This window comes from Zhihengliuella alba, from assembly GCF_039538765.1.
GTDB classification, from domain to species: Bacteria; Actinomycetota; Actinomycetes; order Actinomycetales; family Micrococcaceae; genus Zhihengliuella; species Zhihengliuella alba.
The window spans coordinates 14,290-32,000 of sequence record NZ_BAABCJ010000005.1; the positions used below are offsets into that span (position 1 = coordinate 14,290).

Annotated in this window: 16 protein-coding genes; 4 read left to right on the forward strand and 12 right to left on the reverse strand. The window is 69.0% G+C overall.

What is annotated here, in order from left to right; all coding sequences use genetic code 11:
• From ABD784_RS09635 to ABD784_RS09660, 6 genes are all read right to left on the reverse strand, one after another.
• On the reverse strand, positions 1 to 225 hold the full coding sequence (locus ABD784_RS09635) for a tautomerase family protein (protein ID WP_344883590.1): 225 nt from the start codon (positions 223 to 225) through the stop codon (positions 1 to 3).
• Positions 226 to 228: 3 nt separating this feature from the next.
• Positions 229 to 1,710 (reverse strand): aldehyde dehydrogenase, encoded by a 1,482-nt coding sequence (locus tag ABD784_RS09640; protein ID WP_344883593.1) that lies wholly within the window; start codon positions 1,708 to 1,710, stop codon positions 229 to 231.
• A complete protein-coding gene (locus tag ABD784_RS09645; protein WP_344883596.1) occupies positions 1,703 to 2,461 on the reverse strand; it encodes an alpha/beta fold hydrolase in 759 nt (252 codons plus the stop codon). Before ABD784_RS09645 ends, ABD784_RS09640 begins: the two co-directional genes overlap by 8 nt.
• Positions 2,462 to 2,466: 5 nt before the next feature.
• A complete protein-coding gene (locus ABD784_RS09650; protein ID WP_344883598.1) occupies positions 2,467 to 3,018 on the reverse strand; it encodes an amino acid synthesis family protein in 552 nt (183 codons plus the stop codon).
• Entirely contained in the window at positions 3,015 to 3,629 is a 615-nt protein-coding gene (locus ABD784_RS09655) for an amino acid synthesis family protein (protein WP_344883601.1), read from the reverse strand. Before ABD784_RS09655 ends, ABD784_RS09650 begins: the two co-directional genes overlap by 4 nt.
• A gap of 106 nt (positions 3,630 to 3,735) precedes the next feature.
• On the reverse strand, positions 3,736 to 4,410 hold the full coding sequence (locus ABD784_RS09660; protein ID WP_344883604.1) for a GntR family transcriptional regulator: 675 nt from the start codon (positions 4,408 to 4,410) through the stop codon (positions 3,736 to 3,738).
• A gap of 141 nt (positions 4,411 to 4,551) precedes the next feature.
• Here ABD784_RS09660 and ABD784_RS09665 point away from each other — a divergent pair, with 141 nt between their 5' ends.
• Together ABD784_RS09665 and ABD784_RS09670 are read left to right on the forward strand one after the other, a co-directional pair.
• Positions 4,552 to 5,496, forward strand: a complete 945-nt coding sequence (locus ABD784_RS09665; protein ID WP_344883607.1) for a flavin reductase — start codon at positions 4,552 to 4,554, stop codon at positions 5,494 to 5,496.
• 122 nt (positions 5,497 to 5,618) lie between these two features.
• Entirely contained in the window at positions 5,619 to 7,133 is a 1,515-nt protein-coding gene (locus ABD784_RS09670) for a BCCT family transporter (RefSeq protein ID WP_344883610.1), read from the forward strand.
• 29 nt (positions 7,134 to 7,162) lie between these two features.
• On the opposite strand, the gene ABD784_RS09675 is transcribed toward ABD784_RS09670, so the two are convergent.
• From ABD784_RS09675 to ABD784_RS09685, 3 genes are all read right to left on the reverse strand, one after another.
• Positions 7,163 to 7,585, reverse strand: a complete 423-nt coding sequence (locus ABD784_RS09675) for an acyl-CoA thioesterase (protein ID WP_344883613.1) — start codon at positions 7,583 to 7,585, stop codon at positions 7,163 to 7,165.
• Positions 7,586 to 7,646: 61 nt separating this feature from the next.
• A complete protein-coding gene (locus tag ABD784_RS09680; protein WP_344883616.1) occupies positions 7,647 to 9,149 on the reverse strand; it encodes an aldehyde dehydrogenase family protein in 1,503 nt (500 codons plus the stop codon).
• A 60-nt stretch (positions 9,150 to 9,209) separates the two neighbouring features.
• A complete protein-coding gene (locus ABD784_RS09685) occupies positions 9,210 to 10,727 on the reverse strand; it encodes an APC family permease (protein ID WP_344883619.1) in 1,518 nt (505 codons plus the stop codon).
• A gap of 201 nt (positions 10,728 to 10,928) precedes the next feature.
• Here ABD784_RS09685 and ABD784_RS09690 point away from each other — a divergent pair, with 201 nt between their 5' ends.
• Both ABD784_RS09690 and ABD784_RS09695 read left to right on the forward strand, forming a co-directional pair.
• A complete protein-coding gene (locus tag ABD784_RS09690; protein WP_344883622.1) occupies positions 10,929 to 11,849 on the forward strand; it encodes a LysR family transcriptional regulator in 921 nt (306 codons plus the stop codon).
• A gap of 94 nt (positions 11,850 to 11,943) precedes the next feature.
• The gene (locus ABD784_RS09695) at positions 11,944 to 13,410 is read left to right on the forward strand and encodes an aspartate aminotransferase family protein (RefSeq protein WP_344883624.1); all 1,467 of its coding nucleotides are present in this window, start codon (positions 11,944 to 11,946) and stop codon (positions 13,408 to 13,410) included.
• Positions 13,411 to 13,512: 102 nt separating this feature from the next.
• On the opposite strand, the gene ABD784_RS09700 is transcribed toward ABD784_RS09695, so the two are convergent.
• The 3 genes from ABD784_RS09700 to ABD784_RS09710 all read right to left on the reverse strand — a co-directional run bounded on the left by ABD784_RS09700 (position 13,513) and on the right by ABD784_RS09710 (position 17,657).
• Positions 13,513 to 15,396 carry a pectinesterase family protein gene (locus ABD784_RS09700; protein ID WP_344883627.1) on the reverse strand — a complete coding sequence of 628 codons (1,884 nt, stop codon included), beginning with the start codon at positions 15,394 to 15,396 and terminating at the stop codon, positions 13,513 to 13,515.
• On the reverse strand, positions 15,396 to 16,802 hold the full coding sequence (locus ABD784_RS09705) for a pectate lyase family protein (RefSeq protein ID WP_344883630.1): 1,407 nt from the start codon (positions 16,800 to 16,802) through the stop codon (positions 15,396 to 15,398). The genes ABD784_RS09700 and ABD784_RS09705 overlap by 1 nt, the downstream gene beginning before the upstream one ends.
• Positions 16,803 to 17,024: 222 nt before the next feature.
• A complete protein-coding gene (locus tag ABD784_RS09710; RefSeq protein WP_344883633.1) occupies positions 17,025 to 17,657 on the reverse strand; it encodes a LysE family translocator in 633 nt (210 codons plus the stop codon).
• Between the last annotated feature and the right edge of the window lie 54 nt (positions 17,658 to 17,711).

Sequence of the window (17,711 nt, forward strand, 5' to 3'; positions counted from 1 at the left end):
CTAGAGCTCCTTTGCTGTGGTGTCGGCAGCCGAGGCCGCCTGGCGCTCGGCGATGGTTCGGTCCGCCTTGGACCAGTGCGTCGTCGGAACCTCCCGGATGATCACGGTGGTGTTCTCGGGCAACGCCCCCACGGTCTCCTCGGCCGCCCGGTGCAGGGCGGAGACGAGATCCCTGAGCTCCGCTGCGGTGCGGCCCTCGGCGATGGAGACGTCGATCAGCGGCATGCGCTAGCTCCTCAGCGTGAACGGGTCCGCCACGGGGCCCTCGTCGGTGTTGATCCACACGCTCTTGAGCCGCGTGTACTCGTGCATCGACTCGAGCCCGTGCTCGATGCCGACGCCGCTGGACTTGAAGCCCTGGCGCGGCGACATCGGGGACATGGCGCGGTAGGTGTTGACCCAGACGGTGCCCGCGTCGAGTCGGCGGGCCATCCGGTGCGCCCGGGCCAGATTCTGCGTCCACACGCCCGCGGCCAGCCCGTACTGCGTGTCGTTCGCGAGGCCGAGGACCTCCTCCTCGGTGTCGAACGGCATGACGGCGGCGACCGGACCGAAGATCTCCTCGCGGACCACCCGCATGCCGTTGTCCACACCGGTCAGAACGGTCGGCTCGAAGAAGTAGCCGGCGAGGTCCGTGGCGGGCCGGGAGCCGCCGGTCGCGACCGTCGCCCCCTCGTCCACGCCGAGCCGGACGTAGGAGGAGACCTTGTCCAGCTGGTCCTGGAAGGCCAGCGGGCCCAGCTCGGTCGCCTTGTCGCGCGGGTCCCCGATGACGATGCTCTGCGCCCGCGCGGACACCTTCTCCAGCAATTCCTCGTAGACGGAGCGGTGAGCGAAGACGCGGCTGCCGGCGATGCACGTCTGCCCGGCAGCGGCGAAGATGCCCGCCACGACGCCCATGGCGGCGTTGTCCACGTCGGCGTCGTCGAAGACGATGTTGGGGCTCTTCCCTCCCAGCTCGAGGGTGCAGCCGATGAACCGCGACGCCGTGGAGGCCGCGATCCGGGCGCCAGTGGCCGTCGATCCGGTGAAGGAGATCTTGGCGATACCGGGGTGGTCCACCAGGGCGGCGCCGGCCTCCGCTCCCATGCCCGTCACGACGTTGACCACACCGTCCGGGAAGCCCGCCTCCACCGTAAGCTCGGCGAACCGCAGGATGGTCCGCGACGTGTACTCGGACGGCTTGATGACCAACGTGTTGCCGGCGGCAAGGGCCGGGGCGAGCTTGGACGTGGTCAGCGTCAGGGGCGAGTTCCACGGCGTGATGGCCCCGACGACGCCGAGCGGCTCCCGCTGGGTGTAGTTGAGGACCTGGAGGGAGCTCGTGGGGATCTGGGACCCCTGCACTTTGTCGGCGAGGCCGGCGTAGTAGTAGAGGTACTCCGGCAGACCGGCCAGCTGACCGCGCATCTCGCGCAGGAGCTTGCCGTTGTCCTCCGTCTCCTGGAGGGCCAGCTCCTCGGCGTTCTCGGCGACGAGGTCGCCGAGGCGCCGGAGCAGGTGGCCCCGCCGCGTCGCCGAGAGGTCCCGCCAGAGCGGGTTGCGGAACGCCTCGGTGGCTGCCGCGACGGCGCGGTCGACGTCCTCGGCGGTGCCGCGCGCAGCCTCGTAGAGGACGTCCAGCGTGGCCGGGTTGGTGCTGGCGAAGTACTCGCCGCCCACCGGGGCGGAGTGCTGTCCGTTGATGAAGTGGTCGTAGCGCTCAGTCATGATGCTCTGTGCTCGATTCTTCGATGAAGTGGTGGATGGTCTCGGCGAGTGCGCGCGGCGCCTCGACGGGCAGCATGTGCCGCGCCCCCGGCACGACGACGGCCCTCGAGCCAGCGATCTGCTCTGTGAGCCGGCGCGTCATGTCCGGCGTTGAGCCGGGGTCGAGCTCGCCGGTCACGTTGAGGACCGGCTGACGGATGCGGGACAGCTCGGGCCCGATCTCGGCGTCCCCCGCCGCGAACACTCTGTAGGCGGCGAGGAAGGATTCGACGTCGTTGCCCAGGAGCACCTCCCGGGTCCGCTCGACCGCTTCCGGCCCCACCGGGGTGCCTGCCGGGTACCAGCGTTCGATCGAGGCCTCCGCGGAGACGGAGAAGTCGGCTGCTGCCTGCTCCAGCCTCGCCTCCACCGCGGCGCGCTCCGCCGCCGTGCGGCGGCAGACCGAGCTGACGTTGACCAGGCTGGCCACTCGTCCGCCCTGGCGGACGGCGAGCGCCTGGGCCACGAGGGCCCCGAGCGAGAACCCGACCAGGTGCGCCAGCGGCGGCAGCCGGCCGGCGACGTCGTCCGCGAAGGCCGCGAGGCCCGCCGGGCCGCGCCAGGGCGGCTGCTCCCCGTGGCCGGGCAGATCGAGCGCCAGTACATCGCGACCGGACAGGCGTCCGTACTCCGTACGGAAGTCGTCCCACACGGTGCGGTCCAATCCGACCCCGTGGAGCAGCACGAGTGGCGTCCGTTCCTGCCCTGCCACGGTTCCTACTGCTCCGTGCTCAGGGGTGCCAGCCGCTGCTGCGGACGGCCCTGCGAGGCGGCCGCGAGCGCGATGACGATCTCGCCCGGGTGGGGTGCGTCCGCGAGACGCACCTCGATGCTCTGATGATGGGAGCGGACCGTCGCGTCGGTCTTGTGCTTGAGCGGGATGTCGAAGACGACGCCCGCGGGGCCTCGCTTCTCGACGGCCGGAAGGAGCGTGGTGGCCTCGGCGGCGCGGCGGAAGTGGTCTCCGAACTTCAAGGTGTGAATGAGAGCCGATCCGTGCTCGATCTCGCCGGCGAGGCCCACGATCGCGGCCTTCCCGTAGGCCTCGACGGGCCCGCCGAGCGCCTCGATGACGCGCGGCGCGAGGAGCGCTCCGACGTCGGACGCCGCGGCGTCGATCCCTGCGGTGAGGTCCTCGACGAAGCCCTGGCCGTCCCAGGGGTTCTGGATGACGGCCGCGACGACGGCGACGCGCGCCGCTGTCTCGACAGGTCGTCCACCCTCGGTATGCGTCTCCTCGACGATGGTCACGATCTTGCGCAGGTTCATGATGGGGCTCCTTCGAGGATCGCCGAGGTCACGGCGGGGTCAGTGGTGCGGTCCCCGATCCGCGGGTGCGGTCGGGGTCCGGTCGATGCGGCGGCGACGACGACAATCTCGTCCGGGGCGGGGCCGTCGCTGACGCGTGTGGTCATGGTCTGGTAGTGGCTGCGGGTAGCGGCGGCTGTCTTGTGCCACAGGGGCACGGTGAGGCTCTGTCCGGCGTCGGCCCGCTCGTCCGCGAAGCAGAGGATGGACGTGCCCGCCAGGAACTCGCGGACCAGATTGCCGAAGTACGGGGTGTGGATGAGGGCGCTGCCGTGCTCGATCTCCCCGGCGGTGCCGACGATCGCCGCCTTCCCGAAGGCCTCGACGGCGTCGACGCCGCCCAACCCGTCGATCAGGCGCTCGGCAACGATGCGGGCGAGCTGCGGCGCCATCCGCTCCGCCTCGGCGGAGAGGTCGGTTCCCGGGCCGGTGCCGTGCCAGGGGTTCTTCACCACGACGGCGACCGACGCGCGGGTGGCAGGCACCGCCGGTGCCGCACCCGCCTCGAGGAGTACCTCCTCCTGGAGGTAGACGACCTTGCGCACCTCAGGGAGGCCGGCGAGCGGGCTCATGCGCTCGCTCCGTCCCGGCGGCGCGGGACTCGGTGAGTTGCTGGAAGGCTCATGCCTGTCCTTTCGGGCCGACGGCGTCGGCGGTAGGTGTTCCGCTGGAGGGGGGTCAGTGCAGGGCCGACTCGTGGGCCGTCGCTGCGTCGGTGAGGAGTTCCCTCGAGGACGCGTAGACGTGGTTCCTCATCGCGGCCTCGGCACCGAAGTGGTCCTTGGCGATGATCATGTCCAGGACAGCCCGATGCTCCTCGGTCGAGGTGTGGATCCGGCCCGGGTGCTCGGCGGTGCGAACCACCATCCGGTGGTAGGCGAGCTGATTCATGAGCCGTTCGTAGTGCTCGACCAACTTGCGGTTGTCGGCGCCGCGGATGATCGTCCAGTGGAATTCGTGGACCAGCGAGGCGTACCGCTGGGCGTCCTGTGCTGAGGCGGCCTCCACCGAGTCCTCGACGTTGCGCTCCAGGACCTCCAGCTCCGGCACCGTCCCCCGGCGCGCCAAGAGGCCCGCGGCGAGGCCCTCGAGGCCCTCCTTGAGCTGGAAGAGCTCGACGATCTCCCGCCTCGTCGGCTCCCGGACGAAGGTGCCGACCTTGGGCCGGATCTCGACCAGCCCCTCGTGCTGGAGCTGCTTGAGCGCCTCGCGGATGGGGGTACGGCTGACGCCGAACTCCTCGGAGAGCTGGAGCTCGGACAGCGGTGCCCCGGGCGGGTACTCGCCGCTGAGGACCAGGTCACGGACCCTGTCGAGGAGCGGCCCCGGTGCGACTACAACGTTCTCTTGCATGCAACAGAACGTACGTCACCTCCGGAACAGCCGTCAAGCAATTTCTCTGTATTGGCCGGAATAGCCGTAAACCAGCCGAATACTCTCGAGTTGCCGAGACGCCCTTGACGGCGTCCTGTGACCAGCGTTACGTTCTCTACCATGCAACAGACACTAGCTCCCGCTCTCACGTCCGCCTGGATCGATGCTTGGAACGACGGCGACGTCGCGGCCTTCGAGCAGGTGGTCACCGATGACTACGTGCGCATCAGCCGCTCCACTGGCAAGTCGCAGACTCTGGACGCCATTCGCGAGGACATCTCCGCGATCCGCGCGGCCTTCCCGGATCTGACGACTCGAATCGACTCCGTGGTGGAGGACGGCGACCAGGCCGTCATCTTCTGGACCAGCGCTGGAACACACACCGAGCCCTTCCTCGGCGTGCCAGCGACCGGTCGCCGGGTGGAGACCCGCGGCTGCAACCATGTACTTCTCGCCGACGGCCGCATCCAGCGGGAGGAAGTCACCTGGGACAGCTCGGAGCTGCTGCACGCCCTCGGCGTCAGGCACCTGAGCGACGCCGCTCCCCACACGGGGGACGTCGTCGTCGACGACCTCTCCGGAGAGCCGGACCCAGAGATCATGAAGACGTTCAACCGGCAATTCGTCACCGGAGTGACTGTGGTCACTACAAGGGATGGGGAGGCGCCGAAGGGGCTGGCCGTGAATGCCTACGCGTCCGTATCGCTCGAGCCGCCGCTCGTCATGGTGTGCGTGCAGAAGACGTCCTCCACCTACCCGGCGCTCTTCGCCGGGACGCACCTCGGAATCAACATCCTCGGGACCGGGCAACGGGATACTGTTGCTACTTTCGCGTCGAAGGCTGCGGACAAATTCGCCGATATCGCGTGGCACGAGGGGCCCAACGGCAGTCCGCTGATCGACGGCTCCCCGGCTTGCATCGAGGCCGAGATCCGCGAGCGCTTCCAGGCCAAGACGCACACGGTCTTCATCTGCCGCGTCCGCCATGCGGAGGTCTCAGAGGCCAGCCCCATCGTCTACAAGGCCGGCCGCTTCTTCGACAGCGACGACCTCCAACAGCTCTGACCCGACTCAGCGCTCCCATCACTCGCCGCCACAGACTGGAGAACACCGTGGTCCAACAGATCTCCCCGCAGGCCCCGGCCCGCGCTACGGAATCGAAACGCCGCCCGGCCGCAGGGCCCGTCATGTACGCCTCGGTCGCCCTGATCGCGGTGTTCGTCCTGTGGGCCTCGCTCTCACCGGAGAGTCTCGGCACGGCCATGGGATCCTCCATGAACTGGGTCGCCGAGACCATCGGCTGGAGCTACCTGGTGGTGCCGCTGCTCTGCATCGGACTGCTGGTGTACCTCTTCTTCAGTCGGTACGGCGAGGTGCGACTCGGTTCGGATGACGCCCGCCCGGAGTACAGCACCTGGTCCTGGCTCGCCATGATCCTCGCGGCTGTCATGGGCATCGGTCTGGTCAGCTACGGCGTGGCCGAGCCGATCTCTCACTTCATGGCGCCTCCGCACGGTCTGGCGGAGCCGGAGACCATGGACGCCGCGGTGCGCGCCCTCCAGTTCAGTTACTTCGACTGGGGGCCGCACGCCTGGGCCGTCTTCGGCGTCTTCGGCCTGGCGATCGGCTACTCCACCCACCGCAAGGGGCGCCCCGGCCTCGTCTCCCCCATGCTGCGGCCGGTCCTCGGCCGGCTCGTGGACGGCTGGTTCGGCAAGGCCATCGACGTCTTCGCCGTGATCGCCACCCTCTTCGGCACCACCACGTCCCTCGGACTCGGGGCCTCCCAGATCAACGAGGGCCTGGCACGCACCTTCGGCCTGCCGAGCGGGCTCAACGTCCAGATCGTCATCATCGCCGTGATCACGGTCCTCTTCACGGTCTCCGCCCTGACCGGCGTGAGCCGCGGCATCAAGTACATCAGCCAGACCACCATGGCCGCCTCCATGGTCATGGGCCTCTTCGTCCTCTTCGCCGGCCCCACGAACTTCGTCACCAACCTCTTCTTCCGCTCGGTCGGCCGCTACTTCAACGACTTCTTCGCCATGAGCCTCACGACACCCACCACGCCTGCGGACCTGGAGTGGATGCAGTGGTGGACGTACTTCATGATGGCCTGGTGGCTCAGCTGGGGCGCGTTCGTCGGCGTCTTCCTGGCGAAGATCTCCCGCGGCCGCACCATCCGCCAGTTCGTCGCCGGCACCCTCGGCGTCCCCACCCTCGTGTTCTTCGCCTGGTTCGCCATCTTCGGCGGCTCGGCCATCAACCTGGACATGCAGGGCGCCGGCATCGGCGCCGCGACCACCGAGAACATCAACGCCGCCTTCTTCGCGCTCCTCGAGGAGTTGCCGCTGACGCACTTCATGTCGATCGTCACCGTGCTGCTGGTGGTCCTGTTCTTCATCTCGGGCGCCGACTCCAACACGTTCGTCCTGAGCACCCTGTCCTCGAACGGCGAGCTCAACCCGAGCCGGCCCGTCCTGACGCTCTGGGGCGCGCTGACCGGCCTGTGCGCGGTGCTGCTGCTGATCGTGGGCGGACTCAGCGCCCTCCAGCAGGCCGCCATGCTCTCCGCCCTGCCGTTCACCATCATCGTGGGACTGCTCGGGATCTCCCTGGTGATCGAGCTACGCCAGGATCCCGAGTTCAAGCTCCTGCGCCGGGCCCGCCTCCGCGAGCTCGTGGCGCGGGACAAGGCCTGACCGTACCCTCCGCGGGGCCGTGCGCCGCGTCAGCCCTCCAGGTGCTGGCGCGGCACGCGGTCCCGCTCGTACGTGATCTCGGTGTAGCCGTGCGGGGCGGGCTGACCGTCCTCGCCGAGGTTCACGAACACCAGCTTGTCGATGGTCAGGATGGACCGGCGGGTGAACATGTTCCGCACCTCGGCCCGCATGGTCAGGGACGTGCGGCCGAAGTGCGTGGCCGTCAGGCCCATCTCGATCAGATCGCCCTGCTGGGCCGAGCTGACGAAGTTGATCTCCGACATGTACTTGGTCACCGCACGGCCATTGCCGAGCTGGACGATCGCGTAGATCGCCGCCTCCTCGTCAATCCAGCGCAGGAGCGAGCCGCCGAAGAGCGTGCCATTCGCGTTGAGGTCCTCCGGCCGGACCCACTTGCGGGTGTGGAACGTGATGTCGCCGTTCTCGGGCATGATCAGGTCCTCCTTCGCGGCGCCGTCTTCGACGCCGGATCTTCACCCTAGCGCCGCCGGCTCATTCCTTCGGGTCCGCAGTACCGGGCAGTCGCTTGACCCCGATGGTGTGCGCCGCCGTGAACTCCTCGATGGCCCATTCACCGTTGAAGCGGCCCAGCCCCGAGTTGCGCTCGCCGCCGAAGGCCACGTGCGCCTCGTCCTGGACAGTCATCTCGTTGACGTACGTCATGCCGGCCTTGACCCGCTGCGCGAATCGGACGCCGCGATCCAGGTCCTGGGTGAACACCGACGACGACAAGCCGTAGACGTGGTCGTTGGCCAGGCGCAGGGCGTCCTCCTCGTCGTTGGCCTTGAGGATCGAGACCATCGGGCCGAAGATCTCCTCGCGCGCGATCTCCATGTCCGCCGTGACGTCCACGAAGACGTGCGGCGGAACCACGCGGCCGGTGATGTCCTGCTCCACGGCGACCGTCGCACCCTCCGCGCGGGCACCGGCGATCTTCTTCTTGAGCCCCTCGAGTTGGGTGTCGTTGACCACTGGGCCGACGAGAACGCCCTCAGCGGACGGGTCCCCGTACGTCACCGAGCGGGCGGCCGCGGTGAATTTTTCGACGAATTCGTCATAGACCGGCGCCTGGACGATGATCCGGTTGACCGACATGCAGATTTGGCCGGAGTGCAGGAACGTCCCCGGCACGGCCTCCGCGACGGCGGCGTCGATGTCGGCATCGTCCAGCACCACCAGCGGCGCGTTGCCGCCCAGCTCCAGGGACACCTTCTTCAGGTGCTCGCCGGCGGTGGCCGTGGCGCCCACCTGCTGGCCCACCGGGGTGGACCCAGTGAAGGAGATCAGCCGCGGCACCGGGTGGGCCACGAACTCGTCGCCGATCTCGGAGCCGGCGCCGACCACCACGGAGAGCACTCCCTGGGGCAGCCCGGCCTCTTCAAACACCCGCGCCAGCAGCAGACCGCCCGTGACGGGCGTATCCGAGGCGGGCTTGATCACGACGGCATTGCCCACGGCCAGCGCCGGGGCCACGGAGCGCTGCGAGAGGTGCAGCGGAAAGTTCCACGGGCTGATCACGCCGACGACGCCGACCGGCTTGCGGTAGACCCGCATCTCCCGGTCCTCGGTGTTCGAGGGGTGGATAGTGCCGTGCACCCGGGTCGGGAACGAGGCCGATTCGGCCGTGATGCCAGCGGCCAGCGAGACCTCGATGTTGGCCTTCAGGACCGTTGCGCCGCCCTCCTTGACAAGCCAGGACACGATTTCCTCGCGGCGCTCTTCCAGAATCTCACCGGCTCGGCGGATGATCTTCGCCCGCTCCCGCGGAACCATAGCGGCCCAGGCGGGCTGCGCGGCCTCCGCGGCCCGGTAGGCCTCGTCCAGGTCCTCAGCCGAGGCCTGCTGGATTCGGGCCAGCAGCGAGTCGTCATACGGATTGGTATTCGTGTTCACCCGCTCCGACCGGCCCTGGCGCCACTCGCCGGCAATAAATTGGGCATTCACCGGCTGCCCGGCAAAAGTGGCGGCGGTCTTCTCCTGGCTGGAAGTCGTCATGACTGTCTCCTGTTCGATGTGTTTGGTTCTCCGAACCACGGGGTAGGTGTCGCTGGCCATTCACCCATGCCGAGGACCAGTTGAGGAAGAGTGGGTGGATGTCGGCTTGGGCGAGGGAAGCGGCGTGGCCGCGCCGGTTTCCGGATCGTGCTCCTGACGCAAGTCGTCGGTGTTGCGCACCGCCCCGATGACCAATCCGGCGACGACCGCCACGACGTATAGGGCCGGCAGGATCACAGCCACAGAACCCCCGGAATCGATGAGCGCGTCGAAGTTGACGACGGCCAGGATGACGGCCACCAGGAGCATGATTCCGCCGAGCAGGGGCGCGATGAACCGCGCCCACAGGGCCTCGTTGGCCGAGCGGCTGCGAAGGAACACGATCACCGCGGCGGCGCCGGTGGCCTGCAGGAGGAGCAGGCCCAGCGTGCCGAGACCGAGCATCCACATGTACAGGACCGCGAACGGGTCCTGGCCGGTGAAGGTGAACAGGACGAGGAGGACGGTGATGGTCGCCGTGACGACCAGGCTGGCTCGAGCCGGGCTCTGGTACCGCGGGTGGCTGACCCCGAGCCCCCTGGGCAGGAAGTTGGCCCGCCCCAGCGAGAACACATACCGGTTCAGGGCGTTGTGGAAGGACAACAGCACCGCCAGCAGGCTGGTCAGCACCAGCAGCTCCAGGACGACGGCAGACCCTGCCCCGAGGTAATCGGTGACGGCCGCAAGCACGAAGTTCACCGGATCGGCGAGCGCGGCATCCTGGACGTTGTCCACCCCGTAAGCCAGGGCCAGGGCCCACATGGTCAGGGTGTAGATGACACCGATGATGGCGATCGACGTGTAGGTGGCCCGGGGCACCGCCTTCTTGGGTTCCTTGGCTTCCTCCCCGTAGAGGATGGTCGCCTCGAAGCCGACGAAGCAGGCGAAGGCGAACAGGATGGCCAGGCCCATCGTGGGACTGAAGATGTCTGCGGGGTTGAAGGACGCCACGTTGATGCCGTCGGCTCCGCCGCCGACGAGTACGGCGACATCGAAGACGACCAGGAAGAGCACTTCGAGGACCAGCATGACGCCCAGCAGCACCGTGGACACGCGAATGTCGCGGTAGGCGAGCAGCCCGATGATGGCGACCCCGATCAGCAGAGCCGGCTGCCATGGCAGGTTGATGCCGAAGAAGCGGTCGAAGAAGTCCGACGTGAAGGTCGCGAGCTGCGCCGAGATCCCCAGGAACATCGCTAGATAGGCTAGGAGCGCGATGCCGGCGGCGGCGTATCCGGCCCATCGGCCCAGCCCCCACGCGACGAAGGCCGCGAACCCGCCCGCGTTGGTGACGTACCGGCTCATGGCGGCGAAGCCGAAGGCAAACAGCAGCAGGGCCAACGAAGCGATGAGGTACATCGCCGGCGCGGCCGACCCGGCGAACATGAAGACCACCGGACCCGCGCCGAGCGTGGCGGCCAGGGGCGCGGCGGCCGCCACAACGAAGAAAACGATGCCGGCCGTGCCGATGGACCCGGCGTTGAGCCGGGTCTGCCGTGTGGTGTTCGGCGGGGCCTCCGCCGGAGTGCTGGTATTCAAGATTGCCCCTCGGGTGGGATGATTCAAAAAGCTGGATCCCACGTCGTCGCCGGGCGACTGCCGGCGAGCTTCCGTGGTCTTTCCATGCTTCGGCAGGCCAATGACTGTGACAAGGGCCACCCTGCGAAGGTGCGTTCGCGAATGCGGAACGCGCCTCTGACCACCGTGGACAACGCGACGGGACACGGAGAAAGGACAGTCATGGAGATCCGACAGCTTCAGTTCGCCGTCCGGGTCGCCGAGACCCTGCACTTCGGCCGCGCGGCCGAGCTGGAACACATCGCCCCCTCGGTGTTGAGCACGCAGATCCGTCGCCTGGAATCCCGGTTGGGGGTGAAGATCTTCGAACGCACGCCGCATCAGGTCCTGGTCACCCCGGCGGGCGCCCATTTCATTGGGGAAGCGCGGGAGATCCTCGAACGGTTGGGCCGTCTACGCACCGAAACCCAGGCCATCGCCCGCAGCGCGACCGAGCGGTTGAGCATCGGGTTCTTCGGGGAGGCCCTGGGCGAGCTCACCCACCGGGTCTTCAACGCGTTCGCGACGACGTTTCCCCACACGGAGCTGCAGTTCACCGAGCTGTCGATGAGCACCCAGTTCGAGGACCTCAACGCCGGGGCGGTGGACGTTGCCTTCCTCCGCATGCCGATCGATGACAGGACCTTTCGTGTGCGCCCCCTGTTCCAGGAGCGCCTCTACGCCGCGGTGGCCGCAGACGGCCCCTTCAGTGATGCGACGTCGCTGAAGGTCGAGGACATCATCGATGAGCCCTTCGCCGTCGCCGGGGACGATACGCCGAGCGAATGGGCCGGCTTCTGGTCGTTGGATGGAAACCGCGGAGCTCCCCGGCGGATCGGAGCGAAGGTGCACACCCTCAGCGAGAGCCTCTCGGCGGTGGCCTACTCGGGCGCCATCGATACGTACCCGGCGTCGGCCACGCGCACCTTCCAGCACCCCGGGGTGGCCTTCGTACCGATCGAAGACGCCCCGGCCAGCGTGCTGGCTTTCACGTGGCGACGGGACAACGACAACCCGATGATCCCGGAGCTGTTAGCGGTCACGACGTCAGTGATCAGGCAGCACATCGACGAGTTGCCGGAGGCCGAACTCGTCATCGAATAAGCCGAACCGGCAACTTCGGCTAGGACGCTGTTCGCGATTTCGGAAGGCGCCTTCTGCTTTCCTTCGTTGCCAAGGTTGTGGCCGCGGCCGAAGGATGGAAAGGAGACATGGCAGCCGTCCAGGCTGCATTTCCCTTCGGAAGCCGAGGTTTATTGTGGCGGGTTTGACGCTCAAGCAGGCGCAGCAGACATTCACCGAGAAGTTCTCACGATCCCGGTCCATGGCGGACGTCAGTCGTGAGTCGGTGCCCGGCGGCTACAGCCGGAATTCATTCAACTTCGGCCCGCACGCTGTCTTCGTTTCTCGGGGCGACGGCGCGTACATCGAAACGGTCGACGGGCACCGCTTGCTGGACCTGAACAACAACTACACCGTGAACGTCCTGGGTCACCACCACCCAGCGGTCACGAACGCCCTGCTGGAGGCGATCCCCGAGGGCGTGTCCTTCGGCAATCCCGGCACCCACGAAGCCGACCTGGCCCGGCTGCTCATCGAACGCATCCCCTCGGTGAAGAAGGTGCAGTTCTCCTGCTCGGCCACCGAGTCCTGCATGACCGCGGTCCGCTTGGCCCGCGCCCACACGGGGCGCACCCGAATCGCGAAGTTCGAGGGCGGTTACCACGGCTTCAGCGACGTGCTGCAGGTGTCGGCCCACCCCGCGCCGGATGCGGCCGGAAGCGCTGCCGACCCGGTCGCCCTCCCGGACAGCGGCGGCATTCCTTCCCACGACGTGGACAACATCGTGGTCCTGACCCAGAACGACCTGGCCGGCACGGAACGGATCCTGCGGGCCCACGCCGAGGATCTGAGCTGCGTGATCGTGGAACTCCAGAGTGGGGCCGGCGGCATGGTGGTCCTGGACCAGGAGTTCGTGCAGATGCTCCGCGACGTCACCCGCGAACTCGGCATCGTGCTCATTTTCGACGAGACCATCAGCCTGCGCGCCAGCATCAACGGCCTCCAAGGTCTGTATGGCATCTCCCCGGACCTGACGGTCATGGGGAAAGTCATCGGCGGCGGCCTTCCGCTCGGCGCCGTCGGAGGGGCGGCTTCCATCATGAACGCCCTCCAGGACGGGCGCGTGTCCATCTCCGGCACGCACCACGGACACAAGCTCTCCGTGATTGCCGGTACCGCCTGCATGACCGAACTGGATGAAGCAGCCTTCACCCGATTGAATGGATTCGCTCGGCGCATCGCCGACGAACTCAACACGTGGAGCCAGGCAAGGAACAGCCCGTTCCGCATCCACGGGCGCGGCTTCTCCCACCTGGGATACGCCTACATGGCCACCCCCGGCGACGTGGTCCGCACCCACCGCGACTATTGGCGGGTTGTCGATGGCGAGCGGACCCAGACCATCTCGCTGGAGCTCGCCAACCGCGGCTACTTTCCGGTGCACCGCGGGGAGATGTCGCTGTCGCTGGCGATGACCGACGAAGACATCACGGGGCTGATCGAGACGCTCAAGTCGATCGTCTCCGATATCGAAGCCGCGGAGTCCAACGGCGAGCGCGAGGCAGGTGGCGCCGCCGATTCCGTCGCCGAGCCGGCGCTCTAGGCCTGGCGCAACGGGCCCGGCACATAGGCGAGGGGTACGACGCCGGCGCGTGCCGCCGTCGTACCCCTCGCCTGGCGTTGCGCCCAGGTCCGGCCGGACGACTCAGGTGTAGCTGAGGAGAGCCGTGCTGTCCGCCGCGGTGCCCGCCAGCTGGGGTGACCAGCCGTCGCCGCCGGCGAGGTAGGCCGCGGCCGTGAACTCGGCCGCCTCGGCGACGGAGAGCTGCGGCCGGTCCGGGCTCACGGCGGAGCCGGGGCCGCTGTTGTGGAACTCCGCGAAGCGGGCCTGCTTCCAGGAGAAGCCGCTCATGTCCGTCCACGGCGAGGACTTGACGTGCGCACCGAGCCGGGAGTCGCGCACCAGGACCTGCGCGATCGCGTCCGGGTCGCCGCCCGGGTGCCACGGGCGGCCGAGGTGCACGGTCCGGCTCGGGGCGGGCGAGGCGAACTCGCAGCCGTCGAACAGGTACCCGTGCTGGATGGACTTGTCCACGCTGTTGGCGGTGACGTACCCGTTGTTGGACTCGCCGCGGTCGAGGGAGACGATCCGGCAGGAGTCGAACACGGCGGTGCCGCGGCCGAAGATGAAGTCGACGTCCCCCTCCACGTGGCAGGAGTCGAAGAGGAAGCGCGCCTGCACGCCCGTGTCCGGCGAATTGACGTAGAGCGTGTCCTGGTTGCCCAGGCAGCGCACGTTGCGCAGCACCGAGAAGTCGCCCGCGAGCCGCAGCGCCACCGCCTGCCGGCTGGTGATCTCCGGGTGCGCGGCCTCGTCGAAGTCGTTCGCGAACGTCAGGTTCTCGGCGTGGAAGTAGGCGGCGTCGACCCGGACGGACGTGCTGCCCGTGGTCCCGTACGTGCCGCCGTCCGGGTGCGGGGTGCCGGACGCGTTGTCGTAGACCAGCACGGTGTCCTGAGGCTTCCCGCCGAGGCCGAGGAACGTGATCCGCTCCTTGTCCGAGCGCACCCGGACCACCTCACGGTACGTCCCGGACTGGATCCGAATGACGGTGCGCTGGCTGCTGCGCGAGGCCACTGAGTCGACGGCGGCCTGCACGGACGTGTAGGCACCGCCCGGGCCGACGTCGATCACCCGCACGTCGTCCACGGGCCGTTCCGGCGGCCAGTAGGTCTCGGTGAGCGGGTCGATCTCCACCTCGAAACGCGTGAACCAGCTGCCCGGCGTGATGCCCTGCGCCACGAGGTCGCCGGCCACGAGCCGGGCGACGGCGAGCGCGCCGACGGCGTGGAAGTGCGTGTTGTCCTCGCTTCCGTCCGGGAACTGGGGGTGCTCGCCGGGTGTGAGGTGCAGGAAGTGGGACAGGGTCCCCTCCGGACCGAGCTGCTGCCACAGCCGCAGCGACAGCTCGGTCAGGTCGACGAGCGGCGTGCCCGTCGCCGCGGCGAGCTCGCGCATCGCCCGCGGGTACTCGCCGTGGGACGTGCGGGCGTTGCCCGCCGCATCGAATCGGCGCCGCTCCACCGGGGTGACCAGGACGGGGTTCGCCCCACGCGAGCGCGCTCCGTCGATGTAGCGGGTCAGGTACTCCTTGTAGGTGGTGTCCGGGTCTGTACCGCGGTTCGGGTCGGACGTCTTGGAATCGTTGTGTCCGAAAGAGATGAGCAGGGTGTCGCCGGACTGCATCAGGGGCAGCACGGCATCCAGCTTGCCGGCGTCCGCGAAGCTCTTGGACGAGGCGCCGGACCACGCGTAGTCGAACACGGACACCTTGCCGCCGGTCAGCAGTGGCAGGGCCTGGCCCCACCCCGTGCGGGGGCGCAGACCGTGCTCGTAGGCGCTGGCCGTCGAGTCCCCGACGACGAACACCACGGGGTCGCGGCGCGGGGCGGTCGACGCGGCAGCCGTCGCCGGGGTTCCGGGCGCGGCCAGCGCGCCGTGGGCGCCGGTGCCGACGAGGACCGCGGATCCGGCGGCCAGGCCGAGCGTGCGCAGGATGGCGCGGCGGGAGAGCGTGGGGACGTCCATCAGCGATCACCCTCCGCGCTTCCGGCGGTGAGGATGGGTCCGGCCGTGCGCTCGAGCAGCGCCGGCAGCGCCTGCGGGGCGTGGACCGTGGTGCGCAGCTGCGGGGTCCAGGACGTGTCGACGGCGAGCTGCTGGGAGGCGTCGACGGAGGCGTTGTGGGCGGCCAGCAGATCCGTCCGCTTCCCGTCCACCAGGTTGTTCGCCGTGTAGATGCCGGTGCCCCGCCAGTTCTTGATGACGCTGGAGGCCTCGACGCCCTCGATCGCGTTGTCGGTGACGTGCAGGTGGGACTCGACGCCGGCGCCGAAGAGGTAGCTGTACTCGACCGGTGCGTCGTCGGTGGAGACGAAGTGGTTGTTGTAGACGTCCACCTGGCCGTAGCGGACGCGCGGGGCGCGCTGGCCGATGTCCTCGAACACGTTGTGGTGGATGGTGACCTTCAGTTTCCCGGGGTCGCCGCGGGTCGGCGAGTCGGTGGAGCCGATCAGCATCAGCTTGTCGTGGTCCTCGAACCGGTTGTAGGACATGGTCACGTAGTTGGAGCCGTTGGTGACATCGACGGCGCCGTCGTGCATCTGGAAGGGGCGGCCGAAGTACTCGGGGAGCTGGTCGTCGAAGTTCGGCGCGTCGGTGAACGTGCTGTGGTCGATCCAGACGTGGGTGGAGCCGTTGATGACCTGCAGCAGGTCGTACTCGCTGTTCCAGTTGCCGGTGTCGCCGTCGGTGGGGTCCCAGGCGGGGAAGCAGTCCTTGGAGTCGCTGATGGTCAGGTTGCGGACGATCACGTTGTGCTCGCCGTTGATGCGCAGGGCGGCACCGGTGATGCCGCTGTCCGGATCGGCCCCGACCAGGGTGGTGTTGCTGGGGATGTCCCAGCGGATGTAGTCCTGCTGGTTGCTCGCGGCGGCCCGCCGCGCGTCCTCCTGCGGCCCGGAGGGCTCCTCCTCCCAGCCCCAGACCGCGGGATCGTAGGCGGCGAGGTAGGCCTCGAGGCTGTACCCGGTGCCGGCGGCGTAGGCGTCGCAGGTCTGCGGGGCGCCGCCCGCGTCCTCGCTGGCGTCGATGACGCCGTGGACGCGGATGATCTTCTCGTCGTCACCCGCCTCGAGGGCGGCGAGCAGCTCGCTCCGGGAGTCGACGTCGTACACGCGGTCCGCTGCGGCGGCGGCGCCGCCGGTGGTGCCGCCGTCGGCCGCGGCCCAGCCGTCACCGTCGGGGAGAACCTGCCGCTCGAGCGGTGTCCGGGCGGTCTGGCCCGTGGGGTCCGCCTGGGGGCTGGGCCCCTCGGCTCCGGCCGCGGCCGCGGCGCCCGTGCCGAGGAGCGCGGCCGCGAGGAGGCCGGCCGCCGCGGTGCGGGCGCGGTGGTGAGTGCTGCGGTGTCTTGCGGTGATGATTCGCCGTGCCATGGAGGGTCTCGTCTCTTTCCGCCGTTGGAATGAAAACTGCGGCGCTCCGGGGCGAGAGGATGCGAGTGTGATGCCCGTCACCGGTGGAGCGCTGCTCAGGAACCTAGCAGCAAGCGCTTTCCCGGCGGGAGGGTCGATACTCGATCGGCACGGCGCGAGTCCCTCAGGGACGCAGCGGGCCGCGGCCGGCGGACAGCCCGGACGGGCGGTCCGACCGGGCTGTCAGGCGAGCGCCAGCCGTTCGACGAGCAGAGCCGCACCGATCGCGATCATCGCCGCACCGGACAGCCTGGAGACCAGTCGCGCCGCCGCGGGCCGCGGCGCCAGGAGCCGGCGGGCCGCGAAGCCGACCGTCGCGTAGACGGCGGCGCAGCTGAACACGTGCACCACGCCGAGGGCGCCGATCTGCCCGGGGACGGGCCAGGGCCCCGCGGCGTCCGTGAACTGCGGCAGCAGGGCCACGAAGAGCAGGAAGACCTTGGGGTTGAGACCGCTGATGCCGGCCCCCTTGACGAACTGGAGCCGCACGCCGGCGGTGGCCTCGGGGAGGCCTCCCGCCGGGCCCAGCGCCGGCGCCGCGGGCCGGAGGAGCGCCCCGGCGCCGAGCCAAACGAGATACGCGCACCCGGCGACGGTCAGGGCCGTCAGCGCCCATGGACGTGCCGCCAGTAGCGCCCCGACGCCGGCGGCGACGAGTCCGACGACGAGCAGATGCCCGGCGAGCAGCCCGCCCACGGCGGGCGCGACCGAGCGGTGCCGGATCCCGGCGCTCATGGCGTACGCCCAGTCGGCTCCGGGCGTGACGACGAACAGCAGCGACACCAACCAGAACCCCAGCACAGCCTGCGCGTCCATCGCGGCGACCCCCTCCTCCGGGCCGCCCCGTGCGGCCCACCGAGGAGACTAGGC